This is a genomic window from Marinobacter alexandrii, from assembly GCF_005871205.1.
GTDB lineage: Bacteria > Pseudomonadota > Gammaproteobacteria > Pseudomonadales > Oleiphilaceae > Marinobacter > Marinobacter alexandrii.
In genome coordinates this window covers 474,015-488,096 of record NZ_SWKM01000014.1, presented here as the reverse complement: position 1 = coordinate 488,096, position 14,082 = coordinate 474,015, and the positions used below count along the sequence as shown (strand labels likewise).

Genomic DNA, 14,082 nt, shown 5'->3' with positions numbered 1-14,082 from the left:
TTCAGCTGCCCAAGCTGCTCAAAGGAGCTATGACCCTCATTTCAATTTCGATGGTCATACTGTGCGTATGGTTCACCTGGCTTTACATTGACCAGCCTAAAGCTTTTGCGCCGCCCACTGATTTCGGAGTGCCGATACTTCTGATCACTGAAGAACTCAAATACTTAGCAGAACAGACTGAAGCGCTGGAGGACCGTGTAAGACAAAACGATGAACTGGCGGAAATTCCCGAGATCTGCTCCAACGGCTCCACAGCATTTAACATAATATACATTATGCGCAGTCTTAGATGTGAAGTCATCGATGTATACGGGAATTTGCTGGGCGACAACAACAAGTGCTAAAAAATTCCACAACAAGTACTTAATTTCCACAACAAGTACTATAAGGGTTAACTCTCTGATTTCATTTGGGGGTGAATCAATAGTCCACTGATGTTCCCTGATAGATAATCCACCCCAGCGTGAACTATGAATCGCGCTGCGCGTCGTTGCGTGAATAACATCGAGGCCATTGGTTCTCTGCCTTACTGCGCCTCCGGCTTCGACTTTCAAATTCTCTCGCCAGAAATGGAGGATTAATCGAATGAGTACGAAAGCGTCGATTACGAGTGGTCCTCGCCACCATCTCTACATTCAGGAGCTACTCTCTGAAGAGCCCAAGAATGTATTCCTGGAGCTCAGCAGCCCCACTGAGTTCCAAGTAACTAAGGAAACCTTTCGGGATCAGACTATCGAAGTCGTCATGGTAGAAATACCCGCAGAGATCATGGATGACATCGCACTAGCTTGGATCAGGAAGCGAAAGCTGGAAGGTGCTGTCGGCGGTCCTGTCGGTGCCGAGTATGGTGGGCCTGATTGCCCTTATGACTGATATTCTTCAAGCAACCAGGCTAAAATCCGTTAAAATAACATTATTACGGATTTTATTTTCGCCCTTTCCTGCTGCACCTATGCGTTACCAGGAGCAATGCTAATGAGCAAAACCGGCCAGGCACGCGTACTAACGCCAGATCAGTTCGCCCACCTCTTGAGCGCGATCCAAGAGCATCGCTATCCGGGAAAAAATACGGCGCTGGTGCAGATTAGCTTCAAGCTTGGGTTGCGAGTCCAGGAAATTGCGCTTTTACAGATCAAAGACGTTGCCGAACTCGGCCCTGACAATTCTGGCCAGCGTTCCTTCAAGCTTAAAGAAATCCTGGCGTTGCCTGCGGCCTACACCAAAGGTGCCGATGCTCTTAGGCGATCCAAATCAACTTACCAACGCCGTCGGATCAGCTTCAGTGTTTACGATTTCCACCAGCTTGTTCAGCGAATTGAAACCATGGCTAAAGCCGGCGCCGAGATCAAACCGGAGGATTTTTATCCCGAGGTTAAGAAGCATCGCGGTAAATCGCGCGATCTTCCGATGAATGACGTTGCGCTGAGAACGGCTATAGAAAATTACCTTTTCATCCGCTTGGCCGCGCAGCCTTCGGTGAAAAAGACTGATTCTCTATTCCTGACTCAGAAAGGAGGCCCATACTCTCCCAATACACTTCAGGAGCATTTAGCGCTGATGCAGAGACATTGGGCGGGTATTGAGAGGGCAAGTTCCCATAGCGGACGGAGGACTTTAATGACAAATATCATTCACGAACAAAAAAAATCAGTTAAAGTCGCTCAAAAAATTGCTGGCCACGTTTCGCCGTCTACGACGCTAATTTATGAAGAACCCCCTGAGGAGTCACTAAAAGAAGCATTGCAGAACGCCGGGTACCAATATGTTGGCTAATTCAGCAAACGGATAGTGCTGGTTATCTCTGAGCACCATTGAGTACGACTTTTTATCCTGTACTAAAACTGGACATAGTAAGAGCCGTTTCGCTTTTGTTGGCTTATGAAAATGACGCTCGACCAGCGACATTTTTGTTTAATGGCTGCCATCCAATCTGAAACGAATAACTCCTTCTACCCACCAACCTGAAATCACTTAAGCCAGCGAGACTCTGCTCATACTCCAGCCCTGCCCCATTGCTCCGCAAATACCGCTTCGTCTTACAAGGACCGCAGTCAGCAACAAATCCACTAGGTTCTTGATGAATAACCTTAACGGATCCGGCGCAAACCGGGCATTTCTGGAGCGCCACAATCTCTTGGTGTCTCCGATCAAGTTCAGAAGCTTGGGCTGCAGCATTTTCGCTTTCCAGTGAACGTTCCACATTCGAAAGATCTACTGGGGACAAAGCCTCAAGAACTCTGATTTGGTACTTTTCCCTGTTTACCGCCAGCCTTTTAACATTCTCTGCCACCTCTAGGGACCTAGTTGGCACCTTGATGATTGGGCGACCGTATCCAGACACCAGCTCTCTCTGCAGTAGCTGATCAACCAGACGACCAAACCTCTCGACGCCATACAGATCGAATGGAGATAGCTGCACCCACACACCGTCGATAGCATCTTCACCGGAGTATAAACGATCGTCACTCAAGTTTGGCCAAGCTAATATCCTCGCGGAAAGGCGCTCATCATTCTGATCGGCTTGAACGTCCTCCGGACGGTCGCTCAGTCCCATCCAAGGTACAATTTCAAGCAGAACTCGCTCTGCTCTGTTCGAGTCACTGGGCGATAAAAGTAACTGCCAATCGAGGCCCACCTGTTTAAGCTTGAGATTAAGGCCGGCCCAATTGGATGAAAACTCATTTCCGAGATAAGGGGTCAACGCATGACGCAGAACCAGCCCGGCATACCTCGAATAGGCACGATTCAGTCCTTCATTTAGTTCTCTTCGTTCATCAGGTGTTGTCCGTTTGCCACCAATGACATTCCTCAACTCGTTCCAAAGAATCGGTAAATGGCGGTAATGCTGATCATGACTTAGGATATTCGTAAGATGGAGTCCATCTCCGATCTGTGCGGCGCGACTAACCAATAGGTAAAGGCCTCTCTGCTTAAGGCCACGCACTATTCCCAGTGCATTCTCGAGCTGCTCAAGCGTCTTCGTGAGCTGTTCGGACGCTTTGCTGGTTGAATCCTGCGTGAAGGCTTTTCCCCAAAGCCTGCAAATCTCTTCGGTCAGGCGATGATGCAGGTCATTAGCTCCGTAGAACTCCAAAGCCTCACTAACAGCAGTCTGCAACTGCCGTAGCGTACCGACTCGTTTGCTCAGATATTGTTCTATCTTGTCGAGCAACCGTGCGTAAACTCGGTTCTCGTAAATATTAAAGTCGTCCTCACTGAACCGGGCCTTCACTCTCTTGGGTATCACACCGGACAAGGTCTGCCGTTGCCAGCATTCAGAATGTGAGGCGAGGTGAACCAACGCCCCCTTGGCCAATCTCTTCGCCCTCGCGACATCTGTGACTTCATCTTCATAGTGCAGATCCAATCGCGGTCTCATCGATATCTGATGAAGATGCCCTGCCCCGATAATCTTGAGCAGTTTTGAGTCAAAAGAGTTCAAATGGCTATCTTCATTGACTACCCCCTCAGGCATCAACGGAGAGGCCAACTCAGTCTCGTTATCGATGCTCGAATCAATCGTATCGAGGATACGCTCGAATAACTCCACCTTCTGGGCCAGAGATCTGGCGGGCAGCCTGAAGGATTTCCGCTGGCCATCAACAATGGCGACTTCACTACCATCATCGACCAATAGGCTGCCGGCTCCTGGGCCCACCTTATGTTGATCAGTTAATTTCGCTTCAGCCAGATATCGCCCCGACCCTATAACTTCGGGCAAATCCTTACGACGTTCACCTGTGAGGCGGTCCAACCACATTAAAAGCCACCTTCCTTGCGCTTAATGTCTTTCTCTAGCAGCTCAAGTGACGTAACCGGTGCGCTATCAAGGCCCGACTGGTCCCAGAATGTTTCCAAAGAAGCCATTAGTTTGCGCACCGAGTCTGCGTTTACATCAAAGCGACCAGTCACCTTACCCTGGCGCATCACCCTGCTTGCGAGAAGATGGTCCAAAGCCTCTCCGCGAGTCGCTCCTGATGCCAACATCACAGGGACAAATCGCAGCGCCTGTTTCTCAAACCGATTTCCCCAACCCAGACCAAAGTCATTCTCAAGCTGTCTTGTGAATCCATTACCGGTCAACTTACCCAGCAAACTTTTTACAGATGTTTCGTGCTCCTTACAGGCGTTATCAAAAGCGTTTTGCAACGACCTGAAGGAGTAGCTTGTAGGTTGATATTCCCTGATTTCAAAACTATCGTCCTGCTTTGGCAGCGTCATTACGTGAGAGCGGTCGTACGTCTTGTCTGCCAACTCATTTGTCGTTTCATCGTGGTTTGCCGTACCAATGAACCAGACATTTTTTGGAACAAGGATTTGACGACCGTCTCGGAGCATATTGGGCGCTCCGGGCAACGCCGTTTCTGAAAGACTAATCAATCGCTCGTCCGGGTTGTTCTTTTCAAGAGCAGATAGAAACTCCGCAAAGTACTGTTCAGGGCGTGAGAGGTTCATCTCATCGAGAAGGATGACATTACAGGTATCCTGCCAGTGAGGGGTCTGCGCCTTATATAATGCCTGCAAGCAGTCCTTCTCGTAAAACCGACGCTCAAATGCATTAAAATGACCGAGTAAATCATCACGGTCTCTCCAACCAGCCTGAACAGCTATGTCCTGGCAGAAGCCACCCATCGCCTTAGCGAAGGCCTTCGCAAGACTGGTCTTACCGGTACCACTGATCCCCTGGAACACATGCAACTGACTCATCGCTAAGCCACCCAGAAGAAGTCGGATATCCTCAATTGGATAAAACAGCTCTACGTTCTTCTCAGCTCGGGCAATACGGTGTCGCAGTTCACCAGCAAAGCTCTTCAAATCCGGAACATGTTCCAATTCGATACTTGCCTGAAAGCTTTTGTCAGTGTCCATATGCGACATTGCGGGAAAAGAAGTCTTCGCCTTCTGTGCGTTGGTCAACTGGTCGATGCGACTCTCAAGATCGTCAATGTGAAAGGACAAGGTATTCTTGTGCGATTCAAGAACACGCTTTTCGCGGGCGATGGCCTCAAGCTCCGTTGCCGCCACACGCTTAACACTTAATTCCCGACGAGCCGCGTCAAGGTCGGGACGCATGGTAGCGAGATCTCGCTCGAGATCCGAAACTTTGTCACGTAAATACTGGTTATCACGCTGCAATTCTGCGGCATCAGATTCTTCAAGCTTCCTTTTGAGGTCCCCATTTTCGCTTTTCAGGTTTTCAAGGCCCTCAAGAATTTCATCCGGAGTTCTCTCGCCTAGGGCATTGCTAAGTTCTTGTAGATCATACAATCGCTCTTTCAATTCCTGGGTCTGAGCCCAAGCTTTATCGCGTTGTCCTGCGATTTTTTCGAGCTGCCGCTCGAATCCAGCCCGCTCTTGCTCCAATTCGGTCGCGACCTCTTCTTTGATTAAAACTTGTGAAGATTTCAGGTCTGCCCACTCCCGCTCCAGCCTGCCGCGACCCCGGTCCAGTTTGGCTTTTTCCTGCCCAAGCTCTTGCTCGCGCTGATCGAGCAGTCTCGTGCGCTCAGCCTCCGCCTCCGAGCAACTATGTTTGATTTCCAACAGCTGCATCTCGGCCTGCCTGATCTCATCGGCTAAAGCCCTCTTCCGGTTTTGCAGCTCTTCAAGATCAGCCTCTCTCTGCCTCGCCAACTGTTGCTGTTGTGCTTCAAGCTGTTTAAGAGCTTTCTCATTTTGCTCGGCAAATCCTGCCTCGGCGTTTGCCTCTCTCTGCTTCAGGGATCGCTCCGTGCTCAGTAGCTCACTCCTCTTGGTGGCCACCCGGCGCTCGGCCTCATCCAATTCAGCAGTCCGCTGCTCCAGGGAGCCCCGCTCTTTCTCGATGAGTTGGGCTTCGTCTTCAAGACGCTTTCTCTCGGAATCATTGTCCTCGCCCAATTTACTGGCCTGCTCCCACCGCTCGAGATACTCATCATTGAGCCTCTCCTGATATTTACCGAGCTCTTTACATACATCCGCGAATTTTTCTATCCACCGGACTACGGGAGCCGTGTCGTCAGCCTTCTGTAACGTATCCAGTACTTTCCCAAGCCATTCTTGGTCAACATCGATATCCATGCTGGAGCCAAGGGATTGGTATACCTTTGACGCATTCTCGAATGAAGCGGTCCACATCGGGATATATTTTTCTAGTGACGAGGTCTGACGAGCTGGGCCTGCTGATTTATCTGGCATTCCTTGAGCTGAGCTGCGCTTATTTCCATTTCTCTTAGCCATTACATCCAATCCTTAAAGCATTCCGTGAAATTCTTTGCGTATTCAATATTTTCGATCACTGATTCTTGGGAAATCTCTTCGATCTTCCGTTTGTTAAAGCGACTTTGTGCGTGACCACCTTGGTTGCGAAGATCCGCCAGCTTTAACAGCTTTGCTATCTGTAAATCCTCGTCTGATAGGACCTTGAGGGGATGCTGATGGTCAGCTAGAGCTCCCATTCCTGCCGCAAACAGTAGCGCTTTGAGAGAACTAGTGGGGTTCTGGCATGCTCGGATTACTTGACGCAAATCCTGCCTCGCCAATGATCGAGTAACCTCACTGTTGAAAGAAGGAATCGCCAGCGCGCCCAACAATCGTTCATTCAAACTCCAATCCGGCTTTCCAGATTTCGGAATCTGACCAATATTTGCCGGATAAGTCTTAATCAACCACTGCATGACAACCTCAAGAAGCTTCTGGCAATCGCCGAGAGCTGCCTCCAAGTCTGAGTCCCAAGCCAAGCCTGAATCGATCTTGTGCCTCCACTTCAATAACCGGGCAAAATATCGCTTAATATCTGGCTGTGCCTCCACCCATGGAAACTCGATCAAGATATCGAGCTCAGTTCTCTTCTGTATTTCTTTCAACCACTGCTCGTTGGTCATTGCCCCGACATCGGGAATTCCAATCAGTCGTGCCAGGTATGTCCGAAGATTCGTATCAGATTCCAGCAGTTGCCTCAGAGCATCCTCAAGCCACCAAGCATTTTCCCGTAGACCAAACGGATCATTGACCGACCAAAGCTCGTCGCCTTCCTCGTCACCGGTCACCCAAACCACAATTCTTGCCGCTTCAGGGGATTCGTCGAGGCGCTGAACGCCTTGCAAACGCACATATTCAGATGTGGTATGCATTTCGCCCAATTGCTGGCTTGAGCGATAATCCTTTCTGTATTCCCGGTAGGCTCTAGCCAATAAATCGTTATCGAGGCTGGGGAGGTTCTGTTTGTTTGCTCTGGCAAGAAAAGGCCTAAACGTCTTGCCCGTTTTCCTCTCGATGGAAAATTCCGGAAACTTGGCTTGAGGGTCGACAGATTCGACCTGCTCTAGCCTCGTGACCATTCGAGGCCAGAAGTCTCCGGTTATCGCATCCTGCAGCAGAAAACCGGCTTTTAGGTTAGTAGATTCGTCATCCTCATCATCCAGCAGGCTTTGGCCCTTATCGGTCAACTTATCCGCAGCCGACATCAACCAACCGTTACTGATACCCTGTGCGACTATCAAGGTGATCAGTTCAGGGTGTAAGCCTGTCAACCCGGCAATATCAGCCTGCTTAGTGCGATTAGCCCTAATCAGTCCAAGAACTGCGCGCTGAAAAAGGTTCAGCTCGGGCTGGCGAGGCTCCGGGTAAAGGACTCGATGCACAAGGACCGGCCACAAAACTGACCGAGATTCTGACCTTGGACGTTTACTGAACTTCAGATAGGTTCCGCTCTCAGCGAAGGCTGCCATAATCACCTCCGCATAATTGGTAGAATCCGGCCAAAGCAGGGACTGCTTCTTCGGCATCCGCATTGGTTGCCAGACCAGCATCACCAACGCATATCAACATCTGTCGTTGGCGGCTCATTGCCACGTTCATCCGGTTTGGTAACCTCAAGAATCCAAACTGGCGGTTCAGTTGCTTATCCCGCTCATCAACATCTGCCCCCTGAGCTTTTGAAGGTTTCATCGCCTGGTAGGTCCTCACGCAAGACAACAGGACCACATCAAACTCTTTGCCCTGAAAGGCATCCACTGACCCAACTCGAAGCCTTTCTTCCTGGCTGTAGGATCCGTCTGCGTTTTGCTTCCGTGTCCATTTGAAATCATCATGTGGCTCATACCCACCTTCTTGCTTGACCATCAACGGTGTTCCGTTAACCCTGGTTTGGGATAACTTCTCCATAATCAGATCCCGCTGAGCGGCATAGAACGTAATCACACCAACCGAAAGGCTTTCGCCACCGGCTTCCATAACACGCCTAACCTCATCAGCGACTCGTTCAGCCTCCGCTTCTCTGACGCGGCTCGTCCCCCGCTTACTTGCTTTGCCGTCTGCCGGCGGGACATTGATCCACTGACAAACACGATCCCGGTAATAATTTCCCAGCTCTTTCATCCCACTGAGGAAGAGCTCCGAAAACAAGAAGTCCTCAGCGCCTCGGCCGGAGTGGACTTTCCCAAGCCCTGCCGACTCATAGAAATGCTGACTCACGAAATCGCCCAGAACCGGGTGCATTCGGAATTGGGTATCGAGCATCACAACCCGTCGGATTGAATCTTGTTTTTCGAGATCCTGAAGCTTGATTCTCAGTCGCTCAAACAGACTGGACCGGAATGCCTCCAGTTGCTGCTCGGTGAGTTGATGTTCCTCCTGCAGCTGCCCTTCAATATTCGGCTCCAACATGTGTGGCAACTGCCGGTCATCCCCCACCAAAACAATGCGTCGCTTCGCCATCGCCATCGGGACAAACAAGTCCAACGGATTAGCACGTGCCGCCTCATCCACGACTACTGTTTCGAATTCGATTTCAGAAGTATCAAAGCCAGCCACCGATTTTAGATTGGCCATTTGCTGTCCAGCAGATTGCTGGCAGGTGGCACCCACCACCATGGAGTATTCATCCACAACGGATTGGGCGGCCTGACGGTCAAGACTGAGGCTATCCGAGAGCTGTTCAAGCACCCAGGCAACGCCCTGTTTGCGCTTCTGAACCTTGCTCTCGATAAGTCTCTCTAAATCATTCAGCAGTTTTAGACCTTTCTCGCCAATCCGGAATCTCAACTCTGGGGGGCGATAGTCCGGCAGGTTCAGATCCAAAAGCCGACTCTTCCAGCTAACCAGCTCCATCAGGCTCGACTTATCTGGCTGTTCTGCGTCAGCAAGCTGTTCCAAAAAGGAAAGAAGTTCACCGTCAGCTCGCGGATCATTGCGTTTCAGCCAATTCAGCAGATCCCAAGCTCGGTCTGGACCATCGTCCTGAAACGAAGTCTCAGTCTCCCTCAGAGACCTGATTTTGCGGAGCACAGAGGGGTCACGCCCTACCTTTTTCCCTGCACTGTGATGACTGCTGCGTAATTCGCTGATGTAGTCTTCCAGTTGCGCCTCTACGCCGGGTGGAAGTATGAGACCATGGGCTTCAAGTTCCCTTACCCTGGTCAAGATTTGCTCGAGTTCATCAGCAAGGCGATCAGGTTCATATCCTGCCACCCGGATGAAGGCCAAAGACTCAGATAATTGTTTGATCTTTTCGAGCTCGGGAAACTTCTCGTACTCCGCCGCGACTTTCTCCCGAAGATAGCTCGTGTGACGGTCTAACCATGGGGCGATCAGAGTTTCCTCGTCACCAGAACCACGCTTCCCGCCTACCCGTGTAGCAGGCAGACCCAGAACATCACTGCGATCCAGAGCGTTATCGACAGCATCATGCTGAAAGCTGCTTATCAGAACCTGTCCAGAGAGATTCTGGTCCTGAGACTCCTCGGCCAGGCGCCTCTGCAAAGCCGCAATCACCTGGGTTTTACCAGTACCGGGAGGTCCAATAACGATCGCCAGATCCGGGGTATTCAGTGCAGCATCCAATGCCTGGTTCTGCTTTTCCGTTGGTTTTCCTCCCTTGAACGTCTCTTTTGCATAGGGTGTGAGCCCATCAATTCTCCTACGACGTGCCGCAGGCACTGCAACGCCTTCCAGAAGCCATTTCAGCTGAGGCAGACGCTTTCCTGAATCAATGGATTGCTTGGCAGTAAGCCGGCGCTTGCCTACCGTTCGGTAACCAGCCAGTGACAGGTACAGCCAACCCTCCTTCTCTCGTGGCCGCACAGCTTTTCGATTGGAGGCGGGACGAAAAACCAAATGGTCCGACTTGAATAAAATCGTGCCTCGCGGCGTATTAGCAGCGTCGCCCTGAGTTTCATCCGTAGCCAACTCTTCCATCCAATCCGGCGGATTTACGCCGATATCCACCTGTGTGTTCGCAGGAAGATCAAGACCAGTCCAACGATCACGAAACTCCCGATAATCATCGGGTGTTCTCGGAATCAGGCGCCAGGCGTTCTCCCGCCCATCCTCAAAGGCCTCGCAGACTACAAACCTCAGGGACCGCAGGGTCTCCGCCTGATTAAGCGCGTTCTGCCATTCCTTATCGTTGTATAGGTTCCACAGCTCCAGATAGCTTTCGTTATCTCGCAGAGTCGCATCAAGGATTGCCTGTTGAGATCCACTGTTCAGTGCAGCCGCCACAGATGCATCCACGAAAGTGAACTCTCCGGTCAGTAAGGAGAACGCACTGCCTTTCCGGACATGTCGGGTAACTCTCTTGACCAGCAAGGCGCCATCATCTCTGCGCTCTACATCTGCCCGCCACCCATCACCCAAAAGCTGGAAACCACCTTTTGCAGCACGATTAGAAAACCTGGCAAGGGCTAGCCAATACTCACCTTCCGCATCCACCACAAACTGGGATTCAAACCAACGGCAGGCCAGGTCAACATTCCTTTCAACTATTTCCTGTTTGCCGTACAGGTCATCAAGGATCAGCTCATCCAAGCCAAGTTCCAGCCCCATGGGCGAAACCTCAACTGGCGCGCAATACTGAACAAGCAACTGCCCTTTACGCGTTGTCGTGAGCAACCATTGCACTTGGTCTCTCTGGGCAAGGCGTTCAAACAGCACTCGATCAACTGGGCTGCAGCTTATAACCACGCGAGCATCGCCCTGAATAGCCATCCAGTCATCATCGTATGGCTGGAACTGCACCTTGTGACCGGACTGAAAACCGCTCAGGTCTTCTTTGCTTGTTAGGGTAAGCAGGTCTTCTGAAAACAGCGGGAAATCTTTAAGTTCCATGATTCATCACCACCTGAACTGCCAGACGATGTGCTGATCTTGCAGCTCACCGATGTGAATCCAATAAGGCGTGTCGTATTTTCCCCGCAGGCTTTCTTTCAGCCCCTGGTAACTGTCTACCTGCTTTACGGTTTTCCCCCGCTGAACATGAACGGTACCGTTTGGCAGTGGACGAATCCCGAGCCCAGGCTCCGTATATTCCACTTGCAGGTGATCTTCAGGCCAGCGGTCGTAGCTGAATGTTGGCATCAGCCTCTTGAGCTCACGTTTCTCTCCGGGCTGCAGGACAACCTTCCTGCCCGTGGACACCCAGTCATCCGCCTCTGGAACAACCTCGTTTTCTTGTGGAGGGACAATAAACTCCTCAAATAGCACCAGGTTTTCATCAATGGCTGACGGACAAAAAAAGCATTCCTCCCCTTCATCGCCACCAAAATTGGCCGGCAAAAGGTTATGCCCCCCACAACTCTGGCAAAGAACCATTCGCTCATCGCTCTCGCTCAAAGCTTCGAGCCACTCCGCCATGGAGGGGCGCTCTGACGGATTAGTCAATCCCTCCTCAAAACAACGTCGGAAAAGCTCAGGTAAGCGGCTATGGTCGACTAACTGCAGAGGCAGGTTGCCTGAACACTCGTTGTCGAAATCCTCAGAATCGTTTATCCAGGGATGTTCGCCGCGCATGGCGGCCTCTTCATCTTCGGGCTCGCCATCATTAATCATGTCGCCCTTGAACGGGTGATTGTGTGTCAACAACTGATAAGCAATAACCCCGAAACTCCAGCAGTCAGTGAGGCTGGACAGCAACGAGTCGCCCCGAACAACCTCAGGAGCACCATAATCAACCGTGTGCAATGTCAGTCCATTATGCGATTCGAGACTGATGTTGTCACAGTCGATCAGCCAAGTTTCGGCATGCTCAGCATCATCGGAAACAAAAATATTGGAAGGGGAAAGATCCCCATAAAGCATGCCTCTGGCATGGAGCTGGTTGAGCGTTCGCGCTAGCTGGCAAAGCATACGCACGCGCCTGCGAAGCCCTCCTTGCTTGAGATAATCCTCCGAGGCTTCTTCCCCAGCCTTGACGAAGCTGTCCAGAAGGCTCTGAAGAGGAACCAACCCATCCATCAGTTCCATAACGTAGCCGTTCCGTGGCGGAGCGAGCATGATTAAAGGTCTGGAGAGTTTGAGCGCCCCCAGATCCTGGCGAACCAACCACTCGATGTGCCGGCGCCATCGCCCAATAGCCTGTTCATCTTTATTGGTGAAACCTTTGACCAGCACCTCTGGATGGTTGGTGCGGTAGACAATACCCTGCCCGCCTCGACTTATTTCCTGAACAAGCTGATAACTAGTTCCCTTAGTATCCTGAACAACGCGGGCTGCTTTCGGTTTGGTTGTCGTGCTCATGTGCTTAATCCATTCTGAAAATGCTTGCGATGGTCTTGTCATCGCCGTGGCGTGGCGTGGACCACTGTTTTAACTCTGTCTCCAACCAGCGCTTCATTCGCCGTTTGCTGCTTCGCTTCTGGCGTCGATAAATCGCGTTGAAAAATGGCTCCAGCTGCTCCGGGATAAGGTCATCCGAGATTCCGTCTGTCATCAGAAGTACACCGTCACCTGGTGAGGTCAGTGTGATATCAGCACTGACGGCACCCTCGGTCTCGGCCTGCGCAAGCGTCGTTGTCTGATTGCCAAACCCGTCCTTCTGATCCAATAGAATCCGGAACTTGCCTTGGCTGCGGATAAGCATCAAACCATCTCCCGCCTGCCAGACGTGCCCCTGCCCATCAGCATCAACCCACGCCCAGAGGCATGTAGTCTCATAATCGCCATAGCGATTCGCGAATGCAGACCGCCATGCTCGACTCAACTGAGCAGGTACGTCGGCACTGGTAGAGGTTTTCAGATCGAGAACAACCTCGCGAGCCAGCTCGACCGCTCTCCTAGAACCGATATGACTGCGGGAGCGACTACCCAGTCCGTCAGCGACAGCAACAAAGCAACCTCCACCACACCCGCGCACAGAAAGAGCATCCTGATTCGGGGAGCCATCCTGTTCGTGGGCCGGGCCCCTTACCGATGCTCCGGCGGCTAACAGCCTCATCAGAATTCCCAATCCTCGTCGTCATCTGCGGGAATCTGCAGCGGAGCTGACTGGTTTGGTTTAGCTGATTGACTGCGGGCATTAACACTCATGGTGACCGCACGGAAGAATCGGTGAATATCCCGCGCGTTCTCCGCACGGAAAAGCGGCGCCTCGGGGTCATTCGCAAAGTCGCCCAGCATGGCTTCGTCCGCATCCGAGCCAATAGCCATGGCAAACCGTGTTGCCTTGGCGGCACGTTCACCATTAACAAAACGTTGAAACGGTTCCTGCCAATCATCATTCGGATAGCCATCGGAGATGAGAACCACCACCGGCTTGTATGCCCTGGAAGGAATGCGTTCCTTGTCTTCAATCAACTCGTTGGCGATGGTCAGAGCTCCCCCGAGAGGCGTCATGCCAGAAGCCTCAAGCTGCGTGATACCCTCAATCTGATGGGCGGGGGTAAGTGGCAAAATCATCTCGGCCTTATCGCCCCCAAAAGCAATCACCGAAACTTGGAGCTCCGCCCGAAGACGACTCTCGGAAGCAAAGCTGGCGACCATGTCTTTAAGGCCTCGATTCAATGCGTCAATCTTGCCATCAACCGACATGCTTCCACTGGTATCTGCCAACACGACAACTGGCAGCGGACGTGCAGTTTGCACCTGGAATTTTTTGAGTTCCGACATCTGTAATTCTCCTTAAATCACTAAAGTTCCGCGTCTGACTTCTTATATATGTTGAAATAGCTAGAAGCGTGCCAGGATCTTAAATGTATATTATTCAGATACCTAAAACAGGAAGGCTTTAAGAGAAGCGGAGTGAAAGGTAGAACTATTTACAGGAGAGTAATTTTTCTTACCGTCGCATCCTTGGACTCTGCCTGGCACCCGTTTTGATAAACGGGC

Annotated in this window: 10 protein-coding genes; 3 read left to right on the top strand and 7 right to left on the bottom strand. The window is 51.3% G+C overall.

Annotated elements, in window-relative coordinates; all coding sequences use genetic code 11:
- The first annotated feature begins 29 nt into the window (after positions 1-29).
- The 3 genes from FCS96_RS15985 to FCS96_RS15975 all read left to right on the top strand — a co-directional run bounded on the left by FCS96_RS15985 (position 30) and on the right by FCS96_RS15975 (position 1,773).
- Positions 30-344 carry a hypothetical protein gene (locus FCS96_RS15985; RefSeq protein ID WP_138441372.1) on the top strand — a complete coding sequence of 105 codons (315 nt, stop codon included), beginning with the start codon at positions 30-32 and terminating at the stop codon, positions 342-344.
- 241 nt (positions 345-585) lie between these two features.
- Positions 586-873, top strand: a complete 288-nt coding sequence (locus FCS96_RS15980) for a hypothetical protein (RefSeq protein WP_138441371.1) — start codon at positions 586-588, stop codon at positions 871-873.
- Positions 874-975: 102 nt separating this feature from the next.
- Positions 976-1,773, top strand: coding sequence for a tyrosine-type recombinase/integrase (locus FCS96_RS15975; RefSeq protein WP_138441370.1), 798 nt, complete (start codon positions 976-978; stop codon positions 1,771-1,773).
- 103 nt (positions 1,774-1,876) lie between these two features.
- On the opposite strand, the gene FCS96_RS15970 is transcribed toward FCS96_RS15975, so the two are convergent.
- From FCS96_RS15970 to FCS96_RS15940, 7 genes are read right to left on the bottom strand one after another with little or no spacing between them, the layout of a single operon-like run.
- Positions 1,877-3,760 (bottom strand): hypothetical protein, encoded by a 1,884-nt coding sequence (locus tag FCS96_RS15970; protein ID WP_138441369.1) that lies wholly within the window; start codon positions 3,758-3,760, stop codon positions 1,877-1,879.
- Positions 3,760-6,219 carry an AAA family ATPase gene (locus tag FCS96_RS15965; RefSeq protein WP_212747096.1) on the bottom strand — a complete coding sequence of 820 codons (2,460 nt, stop codon included), beginning with the start codon at positions 6,217-6,219 and terminating at the stop codon, positions 3,760-3,762. The genes FCS96_RS15970 and FCS96_RS15965 overlap by 1 nt, the downstream gene beginning before the upstream one ends.
- Positions 6,219-7,709, bottom strand: a complete 1,491-nt coding sequence (locus tag FCS96_RS15960; protein ID WP_138441368.1) for a hypothetical protein — start codon at positions 7,707-7,709, stop codon at positions 6,219-6,221. The genes FCS96_RS15965 and FCS96_RS15960 overlap by 1 nt, the downstream gene beginning before the upstream one ends.
- Positions 7,693-11,088, bottom strand: coding sequence for a DEAD/DEAH box helicase (locus FCS96_RS15955; RefSeq protein WP_138441367.1), 3,396 nt, complete (start codon positions 11,086-11,088; stop codon positions 7,693-7,695). The genes FCS96_RS15960 and FCS96_RS15955 overlap by 17 nt, the downstream gene beginning before the upstream one ends.
- A gap of 6 nt (positions 11,089-11,094) precedes the next feature.
- Complete coding sequence (locus FCS96_RS15950; RefSeq protein WP_138441366.1) at positions 11,095-12,495, bottom strand: protein kinase domain-containing protein; 1,401 nt, start codon at positions 12,493-12,495, stop codon at positions 11,095-11,097.
- 4 nt (positions 12,496-12,499) lie between these two features.
- Positions 12,500-13,192 carry a PP2C family serine/threonine-protein phosphatase gene (locus FCS96_RS15945; RefSeq protein WP_138441365.1) on the bottom strand — a complete coding sequence of 231 codons (693 nt, stop codon included), beginning with the start codon at positions 13,190-13,192 and terminating at the stop codon, positions 12,500-12,502.
- Positions 13,192-13,863, bottom strand: coding sequence for a vWA domain-containing protein (locus tag FCS96_RS15940; RefSeq protein WP_138441364.1), 672 nt, complete (start codon positions 13,861-13,863; stop codon positions 13,192-13,194). The genes FCS96_RS15945 and FCS96_RS15940 overlap by 1 nt, the downstream gene beginning before the upstream one ends.
- Positions 13,864-14,082 lie beyond the last annotated feature (219 nt).

What these genes read in the sequence shown, in the direction of transcription:
- FCS96_RS15985 (WP_138441372.1), top strand. Translation starts at nt 30, where the DNA reads ATGACCCTCATTTCAATTTCGATGGTCATACTGTGCGTATGGTTCACC.
- FCS96_RS15980 (WP_138441371.1), top strand. Translation starts at nt 586, where the DNA reads ATGAGTACGAAAGCGTCGATTACGAGTGGTCCTCGCCACCATCTCTAC.
- FCS96_RS15975 (WP_138441370.1), top strand. Translation starts at nt 976, where the DNA reads ATGAGCAAAACCGGCCAGGCACGCGTACTAACGCCAGATCAGTTCGCC.
- FCS96_RS15970 (WP_138441369.1), bottom strand. Translation starts at nt 3,760, where the DNA reads ATGTGGTTGGACCGCCTCACAGGTGAACGTCGTAAGGATTTGCCCGAA.
- FCS96_RS15965 (WP_212747096.1), bottom strand. Translation starts at nt 6,219, where the DNA reads ATGGCTAAGAGAAATGGAAATAAGCGCAGCTCAGCTCAAGGAATGCCA.
- FCS96_RS15960 (WP_138441368.1), bottom strand. Translation starts at nt 7,709, where the DNA reads ATGGCAGCCTTCGCTGAGAGCGGAACCTATCTGAAGTTCAGTAAACGT.
- FCS96_RS15955 (WP_138441367.1), bottom strand. Translation starts at nt 11,088, where the DNA reads ATGGAACTTAAAGATTTCCCGCTGTTTTCAGAAGACCTGCTTACCCTA.
- FCS96_RS15950 (WP_138441366.1), bottom strand. Translation starts at nt 12,495, where the DNA reads ATGAGCACGACAACCAAACCGAAAGCAGCCCGCGTTGTTCAGGATACT.
- FCS96_RS15945 (WP_138441365.1), bottom strand. Translation starts at nt 13,192, where the DNA reads ATGAGGCTGTTAGCCGCCGGAGCATCGGTAAGGGGCCCGGCCCACGAA.
- FCS96_RS15940 (WP_138441364.1), bottom strand. Translation starts at nt 13,863, where the DNA reads ATGTCGGAACTCAAAAAATTCCAGGTGCAAACTGCACGTCCGCTGCCA.